Source organism: Mycobacterium sp. IS-1264 (assembly GCF_001954195.1).
Taxonomy (GTDB): Bacteria; Actinomycetota; Actinomycetes; order Mycobacteriales; family Mycobacteriaceae; genus Mycobacterium.
The window spans coordinates 99,158-116,829 of record NZ_MBES01000064.1 but is presented as its reverse complement, the minus strand read 5'-3'; the positions used below and the strand labels follow the sequence as shown (position 1 = coordinate 116,829).

Annotated in this window: 15 protein-coding genes; 9 read left to right on the top strand and 6 right to left on the bottom strand. The window is 67.4% G+C overall.

Going from position 1 to position 17,672, the window contains the following annotated elements:
- From A5744_RS14840 to A5744_RS14830, 3 genes are all read left to right on the top strand, one after another.
- On the top strand, positions 1-1,740 hold a 1,740-nt coding region (locus tag A5744_RS14840; protein WP_139331356.1), incomplete at its 5' end, for an SDR family NAD(P)-dependent oxidoreductase.
- Positions 1,737-4,808, top strand: a complete 3,072-nt coding sequence (locus tag A5744_RS14835; RefSeq protein ID WP_076062220.1) for a type I polyketide synthase — start codon at positions 1,737-1,739, stop codon at positions 4,806-4,808. The genes A5744_RS14840 and A5744_RS14835, both read left to right, overlap by 4 nt.
- Positions 4,809-4,952: 144 nt before the next feature.
- Complete coding sequence (locus A5744_RS14830) at positions 4,953-6,014, top strand: 3-oxoacyl-[acyl-carrier-protein] synthase III C-terminal domain-containing protein (RefSeq protein WP_076062219.1); 1,062 nt, start codon at positions 4,953-4,955, stop codon at positions 6,012-6,014.
- On the opposite strand, the gene A5744_RS14825 is transcribed toward A5744_RS14830, so the two are convergent.
- Together A5744_RS14825 and A5744_RS14820 are read right to left on the bottom strand one after the other, a co-directional pair.
- Entirely contained in the window at positions 5,997-7,280 is a 1,284-nt protein-coding gene (locus A5744_RS14825; RefSeq protein WP_139331357.1) for a cytochrome P450, read from the bottom strand. The genes A5744_RS14830 and A5744_RS14825 overlap by 18 nt on opposite strands.
- 14 nt (positions 7,281-7,294) lie before the next feature.
- Positions 7,295-9,058, bottom strand: coding sequence for an ABC-F family ATP-binding cassette domain-containing protein (locus A5744_RS14820; RefSeq protein ID WP_076062215.1), 1,764 nt, complete (start codon positions 9,056-9,058; stop codon positions 7,295-7,297).
- Positions 9,059-9,592: 534 nt separating this feature from the next.
- On the opposite strand from A5744_RS14820, the gene A5744_RS14810 reads away from it, so the two are divergent.
- Positions 9,593-9,955: a DUF732 domain-containing protein gene (locus A5744_RS14810; protein WP_076062212.1), complete on the top strand. Its 363-nt coding sequence runs from the start codon at positions 9,593-9,595 to the stop codon at positions 9,953-9,955.
- A 14-nt stretch (positions 9,956-9,969) separates the two neighbouring features.
- On the opposite strand, the gene A5744_RS14805 is transcribed toward A5744_RS14810, so the two are convergent.
- The 3 genes from A5744_RS14805 to A5744_RS14795 form a co-directional block, all read right to left on the bottom strand.
- The gene (locus tag A5744_RS14805) at positions 9,970-10,449 is read right to left on the bottom strand and encodes a hypothetical protein (protein WP_076062211.1); all 480 of its coding nucleotides are present in this window, start codon (positions 10,447-10,449) and stop codon (positions 9,970-9,972) included.
- Between the two features lie 82 nt (positions 10,450-10,531).
- Positions 10,532-11,881 carry an ATP-binding protein gene (locus A5744_RS25230; RefSeq protein WP_170874500.1) on the bottom strand — a complete coding sequence of 450 codons (1,350 nt, stop codon included), beginning with the start codon at positions 11,879-11,881 and terminating at the stop codon, positions 10,532-10,534.
- Entirely contained in the window at positions 11,881-12,624 is a 744-nt protein-coding gene (locus A5744_RS14795) for a response regulator transcription factor (RefSeq protein WP_076062238.1), read from the bottom strand. Before A5744_RS14795 ends, A5744_RS25230 begins: the two co-directional genes overlap by 1 nt.
- A 109-nt stretch (positions 12,625-12,733) precedes the next feature.
- On the opposite strand from A5744_RS14795, the gene A5744_RS14790 reads away from it, so the two are divergent.
- The 4 genes from A5744_RS14790 (at position 12,734) to fetB (ending at position 15,713) form a co-directional block, all read left to right on the top strand.
- Positions 12,734-13,702, top strand: coding sequence for a DUF1259 domain-containing protein (locus A5744_RS14790; protein WP_076062207.1), 969 nt, complete (start codon positions 12,734-12,736; stop codon positions 13,700-13,702).
- Between the two features lie 58 nt (positions 13,703-13,760).
- Positions 13,761-14,129: a hypothetical protein gene (locus A5744_RS14785; protein WP_076062206.1), complete on the top strand. Its 369-nt coding sequence runs from the start codon at positions 13,761-13,763 to the stop codon at positions 14,127-14,129.
- A 103-nt stretch (positions 14,130-14,232) separates the two neighbouring features.
- Positions 14,233-14,907 carry an ATP-binding cassette domain-containing protein gene (locus A5744_RS14780; protein WP_076062204.1) on the top strand — a complete coding sequence of 225 codons (675 nt, stop codon included), beginning with the start codon at positions 14,233-14,235 and terminating at the stop codon, positions 14,905-14,907.
- Positions 14,904-15,713 carry an iron export ABC transporter permease subunit FetB gene (gene fetB / locus A5744_RS14775; RefSeq protein WP_076062202.1) on the top strand — a complete coding sequence of 270 codons (810 nt, stop codon included), beginning with the start codon at positions 14,904-14,906 and terminating at the stop codon, positions 15,711-15,713. The genes A5744_RS14780 and fetB overlap by 4 nt, the downstream gene beginning before the upstream one ends.
- 21 nt (positions 15,714-15,734) lie before the next feature.
- On the opposite strand, the gene A5744_RS14770 is transcribed toward fetB, so the two are convergent.
- The gene (locus A5744_RS14770; RefSeq protein ID WP_076062201.1) at positions 15,735-16,028 is read right to left on the bottom strand and encodes a PepSY domain-containing protein; all 294 of its coding nucleotides are present in this window, start codon (positions 16,026-16,028) and stop codon (positions 15,735-15,737) included.
- Positions 16,029-16,146: 118 nt separating this feature from the next.
- Here A5744_RS14770 and A5744_RS14765 point away from each other — a divergent pair, with 118 nt between their 5' ends.
- Positions 16,147-17,616 (top strand): HNH endonuclease signature motif containing protein, encoded by a 1,470-nt coding sequence (locus A5744_RS14765; protein WP_083679301.1) that lies wholly within the window; start codon positions 16,147-16,149, stop codon positions 17,614-17,616.
- Positions 17,617-17,672 lie beyond the last annotated feature (56 nt).

Genomic DNA, 17,672 nt, shown 5'->3' with positions numbered 1-17,672 from the left:
CTTGCCGCCACCGGCGGCGCCGGGGTGGATGTGGTGCTCAACTCGCTGGCCGGTGAGTTCATCGACGCGTCGCTGCGGTTGCTGTCCGATGGTGGGCGTTTCATCGAGATGGGCAAGACCGACCTGCGCGACCCCCAACTCGTAGCGGCCGACCACCGCGGTGTGCACTACCGGGCGTTCGATCTGATGGAGGCCGGCCCGGACCACATCGCGGCGATGCTGGCCGAGCTGATGGGGCTCTTCGCGGCGGACACGTTGAAGCCCTTGCCGGTCAAGACCTTTGACGTGCGATCCGCCGCCACGGCGTATCGCTTCATCAGCCAGGCCCGCCACGTCGGCAAGGTCGTGTTGACGCTGCCCGACGGGCCCGGTAACGCGGTACTGGCGGGCTCGGGCGGTGGCCTGGCCGGGGGCAGTGTGGTGGTCACCGGGGGGACCGGGATGGCGGGTTCGGCGCTGGCGGAGCATCTGGCGACGCGTTATGGGGTGGCGCATGTGGTGCTGGTAAGTCGCCGGGGCTCGGATGCCGAGGGTGCCGCGGAGGTGGTGTCGCGGCTAGAAGGGGCCGGGGCGCGGGTGTCGGTGGTGGCCTGCGATGTGGCCGATCGTGATGCGGTCGCGGCGTTGATCGCGGGGCTGCCGCCGCAATACCCGCTCCGGGGGGTGTTTCATGCCGCGGGCCTGCTCGATGACGGGTTGATCGGTTCGTTGACGCCGGATCGGGTGGATGCGGTGTTGCGGGCCAAGGTGGATGGGGCCTGGAACTTGCACGAGCTGACCCAAGGCTTGGATGTGTCGGCGTTTGTGATGTTTTCGTCGATGGCCGGCATCGTGGGCGCCCCGGGGCAGGGCAATTACGCGGCGGCCAACAGTTTCCTCGACGGCCTGGCCGCCTACCGGCGTGCGCAGGGGTTGGCGGGGTTGTCGGTGGCGTGGGGGTTGTGGGAGCAGGCCAGCGGCATGACCCGGCACCTGGGCGAGCGCGACAAGGCCCGCATGACCCGAGCCGGGCTCGCGCCGCTGTCCACCGAACACGCCCTGCAACTCTTCGACGAAGCGATGCTGGCCGAGCGCCCCGTGCTGGTCGCCGCCCGCATCGACGCGGCCGGGCTGGGCGCAAGCGGCGCAGTGCCGCCGCTGCTTCGTGAGCTGGCCGCTCGTCCGGGGCGCCGGCTCGTCATCGATACCGACACTGCCGTGTCGACGTCGGGGCTGGCCGCCCGGCTGCAGGGGCTCAGCGCCGAACAGCGTCACCTGCAGCTGGTGGAATTGGTGTCCACCAACGCCGCAACCGTTTTGGGCCGCCCCAGCGCGGACATCGACGCCCAGCTGCCGTTCCAAGACCTCGGATTCGACTCGCTGACCGCCGTCGAACTGCGCAACCGGCTCAAAACCGCTACCGGACTGACCCTTTCGCCCGCCCTGATCTTCGACCACCCGACCCCGGCGGCCTTGGCCGAACACGTCGACGAGCAGCTAAGCTTTGCGACGATCACCGGGAGTGCGCCCGACCGGTTGGCTCGTTTCAACGACATCGCCCGCGAGCTCCAAACGCTGGTCGACCAACCCGACTGGAGCCCGGATGAGAAAGCCCAGTTCTCCGCCCGCATCCAAGCCATTCTGACCGGTCTGACCGCCCCGGCCCCCAGCCAAACTCACATCGACGACGGCGATGACATCGCGACCGCGACCGACAGCGAGCTCTTCGCCATCCTCGACGAGGACGTCGGCCCCCGATGACGGATGTGGCGATCATCGGCCTGGCATGCAGGTTCCCCTCCGCCGCCGGGCCACGCGATTTCTGGCGCCTCGTTCGCGATGGCCGGGAAGCCACCCAGTTGCCGGGCGACGTCGCCGAGTTCGACGCGGACTTCTTCAACCTGTCGCCACGCGAGGCCCGCGCGATGGATCCCAGGCAGCGATTGGCGCTCGAATTGGCATGGGAATTATTCGAGGACGCCTTCGTGGTGCCGGAAACGCTGCGCGGCGAGCGGGTTTCGATTTACGTCGGAGCGATGACCGACGACTACGCCGTCCTTACGCTCCACGACACCCCGAACAACCTGGACAATCTCGATCATCATTCGTTCGCCGGGATCAGCAGGGGGATGATCGCCAACAGAATCTCCTACGCCTTCGGGTTGCAGGGCTCCAGCATGACCGTTGACTCCGGCCAATCGTCCTCGCTGGTCGCGGTGCACCTGGCATGCGAAAGCCTGCGCACCGGCGAATCGCCGGTCGCGATCGCCGGCGGGATCCACCTCAATCTGGCCGACGAAACGGCGCTGCTGGAAACGGAATTCGGCGCGCTGTCACCGTCGGGCCACACGTATGCTTTCGACGAACGCGCGGACGGCTACGTGCGCAGCGAAGGCGGTGCCCTGGTGCTGCTGAAGCCGCTGCCCGCGGCGCTGGCGGACGGAAACCGCATCCACGCCATCATCCGGGGAAGTGCCGTGGGCAATTCCGGACACAGCTCTCCCGGCCAGACTGTGCCGTCGGTTTCCGCACAAGCCGACGTCATCCGGCGCGCGCTATGCAGCGCGGGCCTCGACAGTGACGACATCGACTACATCGAAGCCCACGGCACCGGAACCGAAATCGGTGACCCGGTCGAGGCGAGGGCGTTGGGTGACATCTTCGCCGAGCGCCGGGACCGTCCGGTCGGCGTGGGATCGGTCAAGACCAACATCGGCCACACCGGAAGCGCCGCGGGAATCGCCGGCCTCCTGAAGGCCGTGCTGGCCCTCGAAAACGCCATGATCCCGGCAAGTCTCAACTACACCAGACCGGCGCCCGGAATCGACCCGAAAAGCCTCGGGCTGCACGTCCATACCGAGCTGACACCCTGGCCGCTGCGGAACGGGCCGAAGCGGGCCGGAGTGTCGTCGTTCGGAATGGGCGGAACGAACGCGCACGTGATCGTCGAGGAGGCTCCCGCGGCGCCGGAAAGCCTTGTGGCCGAGCGTGATGACCCCGAGGTCGCGTGGGTGCTGTCGGCTCGGTCGGCCGAAGCGCTGGGGAATCAGGCCGGGCGGCTGGCCGAACATGTGCGCACGGATGAACATGTAGGTGTGGCCGACGTGGCGTGGTCGTTGGCGACGACCCGGTCGGTCTTCGAGCACCGCGCGGTTCTGGTCGGTGGCGATCGCGGGCAGTTCGTCGCGGGGTTGACGGGATTGGCCGCCGGGCGGCCGGGCCCGGACGTCGTGGTGGGGCGTGCCGAGGGGGCGGGCAAGACGGCGCTGGTGTTTCCGGGCCAGGGCTCGCAGCGGTTGGGGATGGGCGCCGCGCTGTATGAGCGTTTCCCGGTGTTCGCCAACGCCTTTGACGAATCCGTGCGGGCGTTGGACGGGCAGCTGCGGCTGCCACTCAAGCGCGTGATGTGGGGCGACGATGCGGCGCTCCTGGAAAGCACCGAGTTCGCGCAGCCGGCGTTGTTCGCCCTCGAGGTCGCGTTGGCGGCCTTGTGGCAAGCGTGGGGTGTCGTGCCCGACGTGGTGATGGGTCATTCGGTGGGTGAGATCACCGCGGCGTACGTGGCGGGCGTGTTGTCGCTGGGAGATGCGGCAAAGGTGGTCGCGGCCCGGGGCCGGTTGATGGCGGGGTTGCCGGCCGGTGGGGCGATGGTCGCGGTCGCCGCCGGGGAAGACGAGGCGGCCGCGCTGCTGCGCGACGGCGTGAGTATCGCGGCGGTCAACGGGCCGACGGCGGTGGTGATTTCGGGCGAACAGGGTTCGGTGGCCGCCATCGCGGATCGGTTCGCGCAGCAGGGCCGTCGCGTGCATCGGCTGGCGGTCTCGCATGCGTTTCATTCGCCGTTGATGGACCCCATCCTCGACGAATTCGGCCGGGTGGTGGCGGACGTGTCGGTGGGTCAGCCGCGAATGGGATTGGTATCCAACGTGACTGGGCAGCTGGCCGGCGACGGCTATGGGTCGCCGCAGTACTGGGTCGAGCATGTGCGGCGACCAGTCCGTTTCGTCGACAGCGTAAGGGCAGCCGAGTCGCTCGGGGCCGACGTGTTTGTGGAGGCGGGTCCCGGGGCGGGCCTCACGGCCGCGGTCGAGCAATCGTTGACGAGCGAGCGGGGCAGGGCGGTGGTGACGTTGGCCGACGACCGTCCCGAAATCGATTCGCTGCTCAGCGCTGCCGGGCGCGTGTTCACCGCAGGTGTGGAGGTGGATTGGCCGTCGGTGTTGACCGGCACCCCGGCCCGTCGAGTGGACTTGCCGACATACGGATTCGCCCGCCACCGGTATTGGCTGGGCGCGGCCGCGGGGGCGCCGATCGCGAGCCGCTGGGCGGGCCTGGCCGAGCAGCTGCGGGCGCTGCCTCCGGCCGAGCAGCACCGCCGGCTGCAGGAGTTGGTGTGCTCGCACGCCGCCGCGGTGTTGGGGCATCCCGGCGGCCATGACATCGACGCCGAGCGCGCCTTCGAAGACCTCGGGTTCGAGTCGATGACCGGGGTCGAACTGCGCAACCGTCTCACGACCGAAACCGGGTTGGCATTGTCGCGCACGTTGATCTTCGACTATCCGACCCCAGCGGCATTGGCCGCTTACCTTCAACAACTTCTGCACGGCGATCATGAATCGGACGACGAGAAGATTTGGTCGACGCTGCGAAAGATTCCACTCCAGGAACTGCGCCGAACAGGATTGCTCGACAAGCTTTTACTGCTCGCCGGCCAATCGGAAAAGGCTGTTCCCGATTCCACCGTCAGTGACGACGTTATCGACTCTTTAAGTCCCGATGCGTTGATCGCGATGGCGCTCAAACAAGATGACGACGATGGCATTGCTTGACGAAAGCTGCGCTGGCAGAATCGATTACGCGACGGCCCCCGGGCAACTATTTGACAGATGTTGAATAGCACTGGCTTTGCCGCCCGACACGTGACGGCTAAACTTTGGGAACCGGGGAAATCCCATTTGAGCAGAGGGTAGGGCATGAGCGTCATCGCAGGAGTGTTCGGTGCCTTGCCGCCACATCGGTACCGCCAAAGCGAAATTACCGACCAATTCGTCGAGCTCCCCGTATTGAAGGAACACGAGGGGATCGTCCGGCGCCTGCACGCGGGCGCGCGGGTGAACAGCCGCCACCTGGTTCTGCCCCTGGAGAAATATCCGTCGCTGACCGACTTCGGCGAGGCGAACGAGGTCTTCATCGAGAACGCGGTGGAGCTGGGTTGCGAGGCGCTGCTGGGCGCACTCGACGAGGCGGGCCTGCAACCGCACGACATCGACATGATCGCCACCACGACCGTGACCGGCGTTCTGGTGCCGTCATTGGATGCCCGGATCGTCGGACGCCTCGGCCTGCGCCCCGACGTGCGCCGGGTGCCGATGTTCGGCCTGGGTTGCGCGGCCGGCGCGGCGGGGCTGGGTCGGCTGCACGACTACCTGCGCGGCGCGCCCGACGGCGTCGCGGTCCTGGTGTCGGTCGAGCTCTGCTCGCTGAGCTTCCCGGCGGTCAAGCCGACCGTGTCGGGTCTGGTCGCCACCGCGATGTTCGGCGACGGCGCGGCGGCCGTGGTCGCCGTCGGCGATCGTCGCGCCGAGCAAATGACGGCGAGTGGCCCCGACATCCTCGATTCGCACAGCCGCCTGTACCCGGATTCGCTGCAGATCATGGGCTGGAACGTCGATTCCGCCGGCCTGCAGCTCATGCTGTCACCCGAGCTGCCGACCCTCATCGAGCGCCACCTGGCCGGCGACGTCAACACCTTCCTCGCCTCACGCGGCCTGACCAAGGACGACATCGGTGCGTGGGTGGCCCACCCCGGTGGACCGAAGGTAATCGACGCGATCGCCAAGAGTGTGGAGCTGCCGCCCGAGGCGCTCGAGCTGACGTGGCGTTCGCTCGGCGAAATCGGCAACCTGTCGTCGGCCTCGGTACTGCACATCCTGCGCGACACGATCGCCAAGCCGCCACCGAGCGGCAGCCACGTGCTGTTGCTTGCGATGGGCCCCGGATTCTCCTCGGAAATGGTGCTATTGCGCTGGCACTGAGTCGACGACGTCGACGGTCAGGCCCGGCTTGGGTGCCAACGCGGCGAGGTTGGCCGCGCGAATCCGCTGAGCGGGTAGCCGCAGCCGGGTCCTGGCGACCAGCCGGGCCAGCATGACCGTCATCTCGGTGGTCGCCATCGCCGCCCCGATGCAGCGGTGCAAGCCGCCGCTGAACGGGATGAACTCGTGCGGTGCCGGCTTGCGGTAACCGGGCGCGCCGGGATCCCAACGGGCCGGCCGGAATTCGGTTGGGTCCGGCCAGATCTCGGGAAGCCGGTGCGTCACGTACGCGCTGAAGATCAACAACCGTCCGGCGCGGATGCGGTGCCCGCCGAACCGGAGGTCGCGCATCACCCGCCGGGCGGAGATCACCCCGGGTGAGTAGAGCCGAAGCGTCTCGTGCACAACGCCGTTGAGATAGGTGAGCGCATTCAAATCGGCGGCGGCCGGCGGCCGGCCACCAAGCACGCGGGTCACTTCGTCGGCGGCGCTCTCCCACGCGCCGGGCAGGGTCAGCAGCGTGTAGATCGCCCAGGCGAGCGCGCCGCTGGTCGTTTCGTAGCCCGCGGTAATGAGCGAAACGATCTCGTCGCGAATTTCGTTGTTACTCAAGGCGTAACCCTCGTCGCCGCGACCGTTGATCAGCATGGTCAGCATGTGGTCGTCGGGCCTGGGACCGGCGCGGGCGCAGGCGATTTGGGCGTCGACGAAGTCGTGCAGGCGCGAGCGCGCGGCCGTCGCCCGTCGCCATCCCCGCAAGTTGAGCCGGCGTTGTAGCGCCACCACCTGCGGCAGTTGATGAGTCAGGTCCAGCAGGGGTTGGAGTTGCTCCCCGAGGAAGTCGGAGTGCGTCGCGATCCGCGAGCCGAACAGGCTTTCTGCGGTGCTACGCCGGACCGCCGAGCGGCACTGCCGATAGATGTCCAGCCGTTGCCCGGGCCGCCAGCCGTCGATGACGGTGTCGATAGTGGACACCATGGTCTGCACGTAGTCCTGGATCTGCCGGTGCCGCAGGCCCGGCGCCACCACACTGCGCCGACGCCGGTGGTCGTCCCCGTCGCTGACGATCAACGCCGTGGGCCCGTCGACGAGCGCCAGGTTCTCGAAGGTTTCGCGCCAGCTGAACGCGTCGGCGTTGGCGAAGACGAACTTGTTCGCCTCGGGTCCCAGGAGGTAGGTGTAGCCGTGCCGGCCGATACCAGAGTTGATCACCGCGCCGCGACGCCGATACAGCGCGAGCAACGCCTCGCCGGGCAGGTAAGGCACCGGCCGGTAACCATTCATTCCAGCACCTCCGATAGCTCGAGCCAGCGCGCTTCCGTTGCCGCCACCTCTTTTTCGAGTTCGCGCAACTCTTCGGTCAGTCGAGTCAGCGCGACATGGTCGGACTGGTCATGCTCGGCAAGTTCGGCGTGTTTTGCCGCGATTCGCTCGGCGAGGCGAGCCAGCTGGCGGTCCGCCGCGGCCAATTCCTTTTCGGTGGCGCGACGCTGAGCGCCCGGCTTGGGCCCCGGCGGCTCTGCAGTGGGCGTGGTGGTCGCGGAATGGGTTGCCAGCCGCAGATATTCGTCGATGCCGCCGGGCAGGTGCCGCAACCGGCCGTCGAGAATCGCGTACTGCTGGTCGGTCACACGCTCGAGCAGATACCGGTCGTGCGAGACGACGATCAGGGTGCCCGCCCACGAGTCGAGCAAATCCTCGGTGGCGGTCAGCATTTCGGTGTCCACGTCGTTGGTCGGCTCGTCGAGGAGCAACACGTTCGGCTCGGACAACAGGGTGAGCATGAGCTGCAGCCGGCGTCGCTGGCCGCCGGACAGGTCGCCGACGCGCGCGGACAGCTGACCCCGGCCGAATCCGAGTCGCTCCAGCAGCTGGGCGGGGCTGACGTCGCGGCCGTCGACCTGATAGCCGCCGCGCAGCTCGCCCAACACGTCGGCGATACGGTCGCCCGCGAGCGCGGCCAGCTCCTCACCCCGTTGGTCGAGGACGGCGAGTTTGACGCTCTTGCCGCGCTTGACGCGCCCGGTGTCCGGCTGAACCGTGCCCGCGATCAGCCCCAGCAGGGTCGACTTCCCGGCGCCGTTGGCGCCGACGATGCCGGTGCGTTCACCCGGGGCAATTCGCCATTCGACGTCGCGCAGCACGGGCCGGCCGCCAAACGAGACCGACACGTCGAGCAGATCGACGACGTCCTTCCCGAGCCGCGCGGTCGCCAGCTTGGCCAACTCGACCCGGTTGCGCAGGGGCGGCACGTCGGCGATCAGCTGGTTGGCGGCCTCGATCCGGAACTTCGGCTTCGACGTTCGCGCCGGCGCCCCCCGCCGCAGCCAGGCCAGCTCCTTGCGCATCAGGTTCTGCCGTTTGGCTTCGGCCACGGCGGCCAGCCGGTCGCGCTCGACGCGCTGCAGCACATACGCCGCGTACCCGCCTTCGAATGGCTCGACGATCCCGTCGTGCACCTCCCACGTGGTGGTGGCGACCTCGTCGAGAAACCAGCGATCGTGCGTCACCAGCAGCAGGCCGCCGGTGTTGCGCGCCCAGCGCTGTTTCAGGTGGTCGGCCAGCCAGGTGATGCCCTCGATGTCGAGGTGGTTGGTGGGCTCGTCGAGGGCGATCACGTCCCATTCGCCGATCAGCAGCCTGGCGAGCTGCACCCGACGTCGCTGGCCGCCGCTGAGCGTGGCGATCTGCGCGTCCCAGGCGATGTCGGAGACCAGGCCGCCGACCACGTCGCGGGCCCGCGGGTCACCGGCCCACTGGTGATCGGCCCGCTCGCCGACCAGCGTCCAGCCCACGGTGCGATCCGCGTCGAGCGTGTCCGCCTGGCTCAGCGCGCTGACCCGCAACCCGCTGCGCCGGGTGACCCGGCCGGAATCGGGCGGCAGCTGGCCGGTCAGCAGGGCCAGCAGGCTGGACTTGCCGTCGCCGTTTCGCCCCACGATGCCGATGCGCGCGCCGTCGTTGACACCCAGCGTGATCGAATCGAAGACCACCTGAGTCGGATATTCGAGGTGTACGGCCTCGGCCCCGAGTAGGTGCGCCACCGGGCCGACGTTAGTCGAGCGAAGTCCGGATATTGGGATCGGTAGCGGCCCACACCCGGTTAGCTGAGGAAATGTCATACAACCGAACCGCAAAGAAATTCGTTGCCGGGGCGCTGATGTCGGGAGTTCTCGCGCTTACCGGAACCGGACTCGGCCTAGGTATCGCACACGCCCAGCCGGTCATCCCGGGAGACGGGCCAGTGCCGCCCGGCGCATCCGGGCCGTACAAATGCTGCCCGGGAGATGAAAAGGGTGGCCTTCACCCTCAAACCGGCCGCGGCTGCCCGCCAAATGTCAACTGGGACAAGACTCAATGCCACACGTGGTACGGCGTCGTCTGGGGCCACGGAAACGTCACCCCCGGAGTTTGGGAGGGAACCGACCCGCCGCCGCCCGAAGCGACGCAGAAGCCATGGTGCGGGTTTCCCTTCATGTGTTCGGGAACGCCGTGATCAACGGCCGGTAGCCGGCGGGTGACTTTTACGAATTGCCAGGCGATTTCACCGGACTACGTCTACTGTTTTCGCCGTGGGTATGGCAAAGAGTGCGGGCATCATCCGGTCTGCCGGCGCGATCTTCGTGGCCTTCGCGGCTGTGGCCGCCGTCCCTGACGCGAACGCCGATCCGCCACCGGGATGCATCGTGGGGCCCGGACCGGCGCCGGACTGCGCTCTGCGTGCGTTCGAGGCAGACGTCGCCGCGGCCGGTTACCGGGACGCCGGGGGCAGAACCGTGGGATTGGACCAGGCCCTGGATATGTGTGGGCTGATGGACCGAGGCCTCACACCGCAGGAGACGGCGAGCTATTTCCTGCGGGACAATCCGGGGCTGGGTCCGGACGGGGCGAACCAGATCGTCGGGATCGCAATCAACGACCTCTGCCCCTGGCACCACTGACGACCAGCCCGCGGTCAGCAGGTCACGTGGCTGAGCGCACGGATGGGCTCGGTCGAGGTGTCGGTCTCTCCGGCCAGCTCGCGGCGAGCGAACAACTCGAACGCGAGTTCGTGCGCGATGAGCTGATCGACGATCGGCGCGTCCGAACCCTCGACCAACGTGCGGAGCCGCGTGTACCGACCCAGGTATTCCGCGGCCGCCCCGACAAAGCTCTGCAGCATGGGCAGGTACTCGACTTCGGTGACGCTGCCCGCGGCGTCGAGCACGGCCTTGTCCGGCTCCGCGGGGATGCCCAAACGCGCGATCACGGGCTCCAGCAGCTCCTTGGTGGAGCGCTCGAGGCACCTCAACAGGTCGATCTTCTCGCGCAGGGCCGGGTCGGTGTTGCGCTCCGCCATCCCGGCAAAGTACGCCTCGCCCAATACTTCGCCCTGGTAAGACTCCACCCAGAGCTGGGCGGCTTCGTCGTTAGTGGTATTGACTGAATCGGTCATCGTCACAGAGACCACCTCCTTGGCGGCAAAACCCCCGCGGCCAGTCTTGCTTACGGGGGCGCAGGCGCACAATCGCGACGGATCAGTCGCTATCCGGGTCGGTGGTGGACGCGGCGGCAAGCCGGATGGTGATTTCGGCGCCACCAGCGGGACGATTGCGGGCGGTGAGAGTGCCGTGGTTGCGTTGCGTGAGGGTGTCGACGATAGCCAGACCGAGGCCGGTGCCGCCTGTGGTACGCGCGGTGTCGGCGCGAGTGAACCGGTCGAAGGCGTGTGGGAGGAAGTCGGGTGCAAATCCGGCGCCGTGGTCGCCGACTTGGATCTCGACCTCGTCGGCGGTGGCCCGCTGGACGTGGATGGTGATCGGCGGGGCACCGTGTTGGGTGGCGTTGTCGATAAGGTTGCTGATGATCCGATCCAGGTCGTTCGGCTCGACTCGAACGTATTGGCCTACGGCGCAATCGATCTCGAGTTCGTCCCCGCGGCTGTGTCGGTAGCGCTCGCCGATCACTTGCAGATGGCTGTGAAGCTCGATGGCCGGTGGCTCGGCCGAGCTGCCGGTGTCTGCGACGGTGAGCAGATCGCGCGCGAGGCGGGACAGCCGGGTGGTCTCGTTCAGCGCTGAACGGATTGCGGCGACCAGTTCGGGGTTGCTTCGTGGGCGCCGTAGCGCGAGTTCGAGTTCGGTGGTCAACAGGCTAAGGGGCGTGCGAAGTTCGTGGCCCGCATCGCTGACGAACCGACGTTCCCGTTCCAGCGCTTCTTGCAGCCGTTGCAGGAGTTCGTTGAAGGTTGTTCCCAGATGGCGGATTTCGTCATGGGCCGGCGGGACGGGTAGACGCGCGTGTGTGTCGGCGGCGCTGAGCCCGGCGGCGCGGGCGCGCATACGCTCGACCGGTCGTAGGGCGGCGGCGGCCAACAGATACGCGCCCAAGGCCGCGGCCAATAAAACGATTGGGAAACCGGTGGCCAGTTCGTTGCGCAAGTCGGCCACGGCGGCGTCGCGATCTGCCAGGCTCTGCGCCGCCACCACCACGCGTCCGCCGGGCACCGGGCCAGCCGCCACCCGCACCGGGCCCTCGAGGTTGCCAAGCCGGGGGTGATCCGCAATCAGCTGCCCGCGTCGAGCAGTGACCATTTCGGCAGGTGACAGAGCCGTCTGCCCGACGAGATTCGGGGTTGCGGCCAACACCTGACCATCAGGGGCAATGACCTGCTGGGCGGTGTCGGGGTCACCGCCGGCCAGCGTTGGATCGGTCGCGACCGCCACCGGCCGCAGGTTGGCCAGCCGATAGAACAGGGACTCGGTGATCGCCGCGTCGAGCGATTCTTTGGTGTGGGCGACAGTGAGAGCCCCGACGGCCAGCAAGACCATCGCCATCACAGCAGTGAAGGCGGCGGCGAGCCTGATCCGGATCGGCCAGCGCCGCATCATTTGCCCGTTTCGTCCGGTGCACCGCCGTCGGTACGCATCCTGTAGCCGATGCCGCGCACGGTTTCGATAGAGCACACCCCGAACGGCCGGTCGATCTTGTCGCGCAGTGCGCGGATGTGGACGTCGACCACATTCGAACGTGATTCATACGCGAAGTCCCAGCAGTGTTCCACCAGCAGCTCGCGGGTTAGCACTGTGCCGGGTCGACGCATGAGTAGTTCGAGCAACCCGAATTCCTTAGTGGTCAGGCCGATTTCGAGGTCGCCGCGCCAGCATCGGCGACTGGCGGGATCGGCCCTTAGCGGTCCGACGGACAACACGCTGGGTCGTGGAGTTGGCCCGCGGCGGATAAGCGACCGGAGCCGGGCGAAGAGTTCATCGAGGTGAAAGGGCTTGGTGAGGTAGTCGTCGGCGCCGCCGTCGAGTCCGGCGACACGATCGGCGACAGCGCCGCGGGCGGTGAGCATCAGCACCGGTACCCAGTTCTGCCGGTCGCGCCATTTGCGGCAGATATCGAAGCCGGACATCCCCGGCAGCATCACGTCCAGCACCACCGCGTCGTAGTCGTAAACCATGGCGGCCTCGTAGCCCGTGGAGCCGTCGGCGAAGATGTCGACGGCGTAGCCGTCTTCGGCCAGGCCGCGGCGCAGCAAGTCGGCCATCTTGGGCTCGTCTTCGACGACCAGCACACGCACCGTCGCCACCAGCCTTCCCGGGTTCGGCGTCGAGCCCGAATCCATCATCACCTTTATGCGGGTGAAACAGGTGTAGTCGGCGTTGATGAAGCCACGATGAGGATGTGCGGGCGGCCTTCATCGTGACTTCATGAAGAAGCGATAGACCGTGGGCATGGCGGGCACCAAGCATGCTGTGCGGATCATCGCGAGTGCCGCCGCCGCGGCGGTGGTGCTGGCGGGTTGTTCGGGCTCCAAGGGTGGCGGGGGTAGCGGCAACGGCCAAGCGGGCAATCCTCGTTCGGCAGTGACCACCAGCGATGCCGATTGGAAGCCGGTGGCCGACGCGCTGGGACGTAGCGGCAAGCTCGGCGACAATAACACCGCGTATCGCATCAACTTGCCGCGCAACGATCTTCACATCACGTCCTACGGTGTGGACATCAAACCGGCGCTGTCGTTGGGCGGATACGCGGCATTCGCCCGATACGACAACAACGAGACGCTGCTGATGGGCGATCTAGTGATCACCGAGGAAGAGTTGCCCAAGGTCACCGATGCGCTGCAGGCGCATGGCATGGCCCAGACCGGGCTACACAAACATCTGCTGCAGCAAGACCCGCCGGTGTGGTGGACCCACGTTCACGGCATGGGTGATGCCACCCAACTGGCCCAGGGGCTCAAGGCGGCGCTGGACGCCACAGCGATCGGTGCGCCGACCCCGCCGCCGGCACAGCAACCCCCGGTCGACATCGACGTTGGCGAGGTGCAACAGGCCTTGGGCCGCAAGGGAACCCAAGATGGCGGGCTGTTGAAGTACAGCATCCCCCGCAAGGACACAATCGTCGAGGACGGGCACGTGCTGCCCGCAGTCTCGTTGAACCTAACGACCGTGATCAATTTTCAGCCTGTTGGCGGCGGTCGCGCAGCGATCAACGGCGATTTCATCCTGACCGCCCCCGAGGTGCAGAAGGTCATCCAGGCGTTGCGCGCCGGCAATATCCAGATCGTGGAGTTGCATAACCACGGGCTGACCGAGCAGCCCCGCCTGTTCTACATGCACTACTGGGCCGTGGACGACGCTGTCACCCTGGCCAAGGCGCTGCGTCCGGCGCTGGACGCCACCAACTTGCAGTCGTCATGATTCGGATGCTGACCGCGAAACCGGTCGAACCGTCGAGCTGACCGAGGACGGAATTCGGATGTTGTCGTGGGCCGTGATCGGCTACGGGGCTGCGCTGTCGGCCGTCGCCGCGGCAATTCTGCTTGCTCTCGTCGGGCGGGAGCGTCGCGTATCAGTACTGGTGTGCGCGGCCGTGAGCGCCCTGTTGGGACCGGTCGCCTGGAATGCGATCCTGCACAGTACCCACGCCGGGCAGTTCTTCCACGACGCACCGATTCCGGTGTTTCCGATCAGCTGGCAAGACACCGGGTCAGGCGTGTTCACCGTCGCGGTCGCCGCGCTACTGCTCGGATTCGGGCCACTACGCACAGACGCGGCACGGCGACTCGCGGGCGTGGCCACGCTGGCGGGACTCGGCGCGCTGCTCGTCGATATCTACCTCTACTGAGCACGTCCGGCGACGACCAGGTTTCCGTCATCGCGCGCCGGAAGGCGGTTGGTGGCGGGCTACAACGCAACCGTGGAGGGGCTGTCGGTGGTAATGCATCCTGATAGCGGTGGATAGTTTCGTGCTTGAGCGGGTCAGCGTCGTTCGCGACAAGGCGACCGTGCTGCGGCAGGTCAGCGCGCATTTTCCCGGTGGTCGTTGCAGTGCAGTACGCGGTGCCAGTGGATCGGGAAAGACCACGCTGCTGCGGTTGCTCAACCGGCTCATCGATCCGACCGCCGGACGAGTCTTGCTTGACGGGGTACCACTCATCGAGCTAGATGTGCTCGCGTTGCGTCGGCGCGTAGGCCTCGTTGCGCAGCCACCCGTGCTGCTCACCGAGGCCGTGCTCGATGAGGTTCGAGTCGGACGCCCAGACCTTCCTGAAGGTCGAGTGACCGGGCTGCTGGTGCGGGTCGGCCTGGGCGAAAAGTTCGTAACACGTCCAACGTCCGGACTTTCCGGTGGCGAGGCGCAGCGGCTATGTCTCGCCCGGTCGCTGGCCGTCGAACCGGAGGTGTTGTTGCTCGACGAGCCGACCTCGGCGCTGGACGGGCCATCTGCTGCGGTCATTGCCACGCTGGTGCGTGATCATGTAAATGCTGGGGGCACTGTGGTACTCGCTAGTCATGACGCGGCTCTCGTCGGTGATGTCGCTGGCCGAATATTTGAATTCGATCGCGGGCGCCTGACCGCGGGTCGCGGTACCGGCGACAGCGACCACACTTCGCCACGATGACAACACCCGGGCTGGCCGTGCCGGGCTGGGGCGGGGTTGCCGCTTCGCTGACGCTGGTCGCGGTGGCTGCCGCAGTGGCGTACCGAGAGCGGCTTGGTCTGACCCGCGACATCGTCGTTGCGGCTGCTCGCGCCGGGCTGCAGTTGATCGCTGCCGGGGCGATTCTGCTTGCCCTGTTTCGGTGGGCCGGGCTACCCGGCGCCGCGGGCTGGGTGCTCGTCATGGTGCTGATCGCGGGGCAGGTGGCGGGCCGTCGCGGCAGGGGCGTGCCCCGGGCCCGGATTGCGGCGACCGTCGGCATCGCTACCGGCACCGCCCTGACGCTCGTCGCCTTGCTGGTGGGTCGCGTGATCACCGCCCAGCCGCGGGTAATCGTTCCGGTTGGCGGCATGATCGTCTCGGGCGCCATGCTGGCCGCCGGAATTGCGTTGCGGCGGCTACACGAGGAAGCCCAGGCTGCGCGTCCGGCGATTGAAGCGCGGCTGTGCCTCGGCCAGTCCGCCCGCGAAGCGTTCTTGCCGCACCAACGATCCGCCCTGCGCACCGCGCTGATACCCGCGATCGACTCCACCAAAGTCGTTGGCTTGATTAGCCTTCCGGGCGCGATGACGGGACTCATCCTGGCGGGAGTCGATCCGCTGACCGCGATCCGCTACCAAATTGTGGTGATGTATATGCTGCTCGCCGCTACGGCGCTGGCGGCGCTCATCTGCGCGCGCTTGGCTGAACGTGCTTTGTTCGACCGCGCACACCGGCTCGTTTCGCTCGATCTGCTCATCGATGCACGCCGTCGACAGCCCGGATAGTTTCGAATCGAAATCGCGAGATCAGTCGTTGTCCGGGGCTTCCGTGCCCACGAAGTGGAACCCCTGGTCGAGGTGCACTTCGATCTGAGTGCCGTCGGGTTTGGTGACGAGCACCCCGTAATAGGCGGCGCCCTCGTTGGTTTCCTTCTCGACCTTGCCGGCCTTGCCCGGTACAGCTTGTACCGCCGCGGTGCGAGCCTGATCCGCGGCCGGTCCAGTGATCTCCTGGTCATCGGCGGCGGCGACGCCGATGCCGATGCCCGTCAGGACGGCGAGGCCGGCCACACCGATGCCGATTTTCGTTCGGAACCTCATCGATCCACCCCTTCCGGTCGTAGCGAAGGCGACGCTAGCGGCGGCACATGAAGCCGGGATGAAAGCGATCGTTTGATGCGGGCCGAAGTTGTCGGTGGGGTCACCTATACTCGAACACATGTTCGATACACGGCTCCACGACTACTGGGAGCCTTCCGATACCGGGCAGTCGCGCGCCCTGATAGATCGAATGTGCGCGGCGTGGCGGACCGAGGCGCGGGCGGTGGCCGATCGCTTGGACGCGATCGGGGAGCTGTTCGAGCTGCGCCGGGCCGAACGTGGCGAACATCAGGACTGGGCCGTGGATACGTGGGCGGCGGTGGGTGCCGAGGTGGCTGCTGCATTTCGGATCAGCTTGGCCATGGCCGGCAGCTATCTTCGCTACGCGCTGGCGATGCGCGAGCGGTTGCCGCAAGTGGCCGGGGTGTTCCGGGCCGGCGACATCGATTACCGACTGTTTCAGACGATCGTCTACCGAACCGATCTGATCACCGATCCCGAGGTGCTGGCCCGGGTCGACGCCGAGCTGGCGGTGCGTGGGCCGCGGTGGCCGTCGATGACGCAGGCCAAGCTCGCTGGGGCGGTCGATCGGGTGGTGGCCCTCGCCGACGCCGATGCGGTCCGCCGGCACCGCGAGAAGATGCGCGACCGCGAGGTGTCGATCTGGGAGACCGAGGGTGGGATGAGCCAGCTCTATGGCACCTTGTTCACCACGGACGCTGAAGCGTTGGACAAGCGCCTCGATGCCCTGGCGGCAACCGTCTGCGCGGCCGATCCGCGGTCCAAGGATCAGCGGCGGGCCGACGCCCTAGGGGCCCTCGCCGCGGGCGTCGACCGGCTGGGCTGCCAGTGCGGCGGCTCCGACTGTGTTGCCGGTGGGCGCACCGCGGCGGGACCGGTGGTCATCCACGTGGTGGCCGAGCAGGCGACCGTCGAGGGGAGGGGAACCAACCCGGGATCGCTGTTGGGTGCCGACGGGCTGATCTCCGCCGAGCTGGTGGCCGAGCTGGCCAAGACCGCCCGGCTGCAACCGTTGCTTCCGCCGGGCGGCACCGAATCCCACTACACTCCGTCGGCCAAGCTCGCGGCATACGTGCGAGCACGGGATCTGACGTGCCGGGCGCCGGGCTGCGATCGCCCGGCCACCGAATGCGACCTGGACCATACGATCCCGTTCGCCGACGGCGGTGCCACGCATGCGTCAAACATCAAGTGTCTGTGCAGGTTTCATCATCTGCTGAAGACGTTCTGGGGGTGGCGCGACCAACAGCTGCGCGACGGCACGGTGATCTGGACCATGCCGGATGGGCACACGTACGTCACCACGCCGGGCAGTGCGCTGCTATTTCCTGCCCTGTGCGCGCCCACCGGCGCGCTCCCCACACCCGAGCGCGCGGACCTGGATCGCCGCGGCGACCGCACGGCGATGATGCCGCTGCGCGCGACGACACGGGCCCAGAACAAAGCCCAACGCGTCAACGCCGAGCGCGAGCGTAATTATCGAAACCGTCAACCCTGTCGGGCGGTCTCCCTTGCCGCGCGAGAGATCGACTACGTCCCAACCGATCCCGACCCACCGCCCTTCTGACCGCGGCGGCATCGCGCCCGGCCAAAACACCCTGACCAGAACCGCACGTGCTGCCG

Bases quoted from the DNA above. Each gene is read 5' to 3' on its own strand.
- A5744_RS14790 (WP_076062207.1), top strand. From the start codon at position 12,734: ATGGCGGGCACCAAGCATGCTGTGCGGATCATCGCGAGTGCCGCCGCC.
- A5744_RS14835 (WP_076062220.1), top strand. From the start codon at position 1,737: ATGACGGATGTGGCGATCATCGGCCTGGCATGCAGGTTCCCCTCCGCC.
- A5744_RS14770 (WP_076062201.1), bottom strand. From the start codon at position 16,028: ATGAGGTTCCGAACGAAAATCGGCATCGGTGTGGCCGGCCTCGCCGTC.
- fetB (WP_076062202.1), top strand. From the start codon at position 14,904: ATGACAACACCCGGGCTGGCCGTGCCGGGCTGGGGCGGGGTTGCCGCT.
- A5744_RS14795 (WP_076062238.1), bottom strand. From the start codon at position 12,624: ATGGATTCGGGCTCGACGCCGAACCCGGGAAGGCTGGTGGCGACGGTG.
- A5744_RS14830 (WP_076062219.1), top strand. From the start codon at position 4,953: ATGAGCGTCATCGCAGGAGTGTTCGGTGCCTTGCCGCCACATCGGTAC.
- A5744_RS14785 (WP_076062206.1), top strand. From the start codon at position 13,761: ATGTTGTCGTGGGCCGTGATCGGCTACGGGGCTGCGCTGTCGGCCGTC.
- A5744_RS25230 (WP_170874500.1), bottom strand. From the start codon at position 11,881: ATGCGGCGCTGGCCGATCCGGATCAGGCTCGCCGCCGCCTTCACTGCT.
- A5744_RS14810 (WP_076062212.1), top strand. From the start codon at position 9,593: ATGGCAAAGAGTGCGGGCATCATCCGGTCTGCCGGCGCGATCTTCGTG.
- A5744_RS14765 (WP_083679301.1), top strand. From the start codon at position 16,147: ATGTTCGATACACGGCTCCACGACTACTGGGAGCCTTCCGATACCGGG.
- A5744_RS14805 (WP_076062211.1), bottom strand. From the start codon at position 10,449: ATGACCGATTCAGTCAATACCACTAACGACGAAGCCGCCCAGCTCTGG.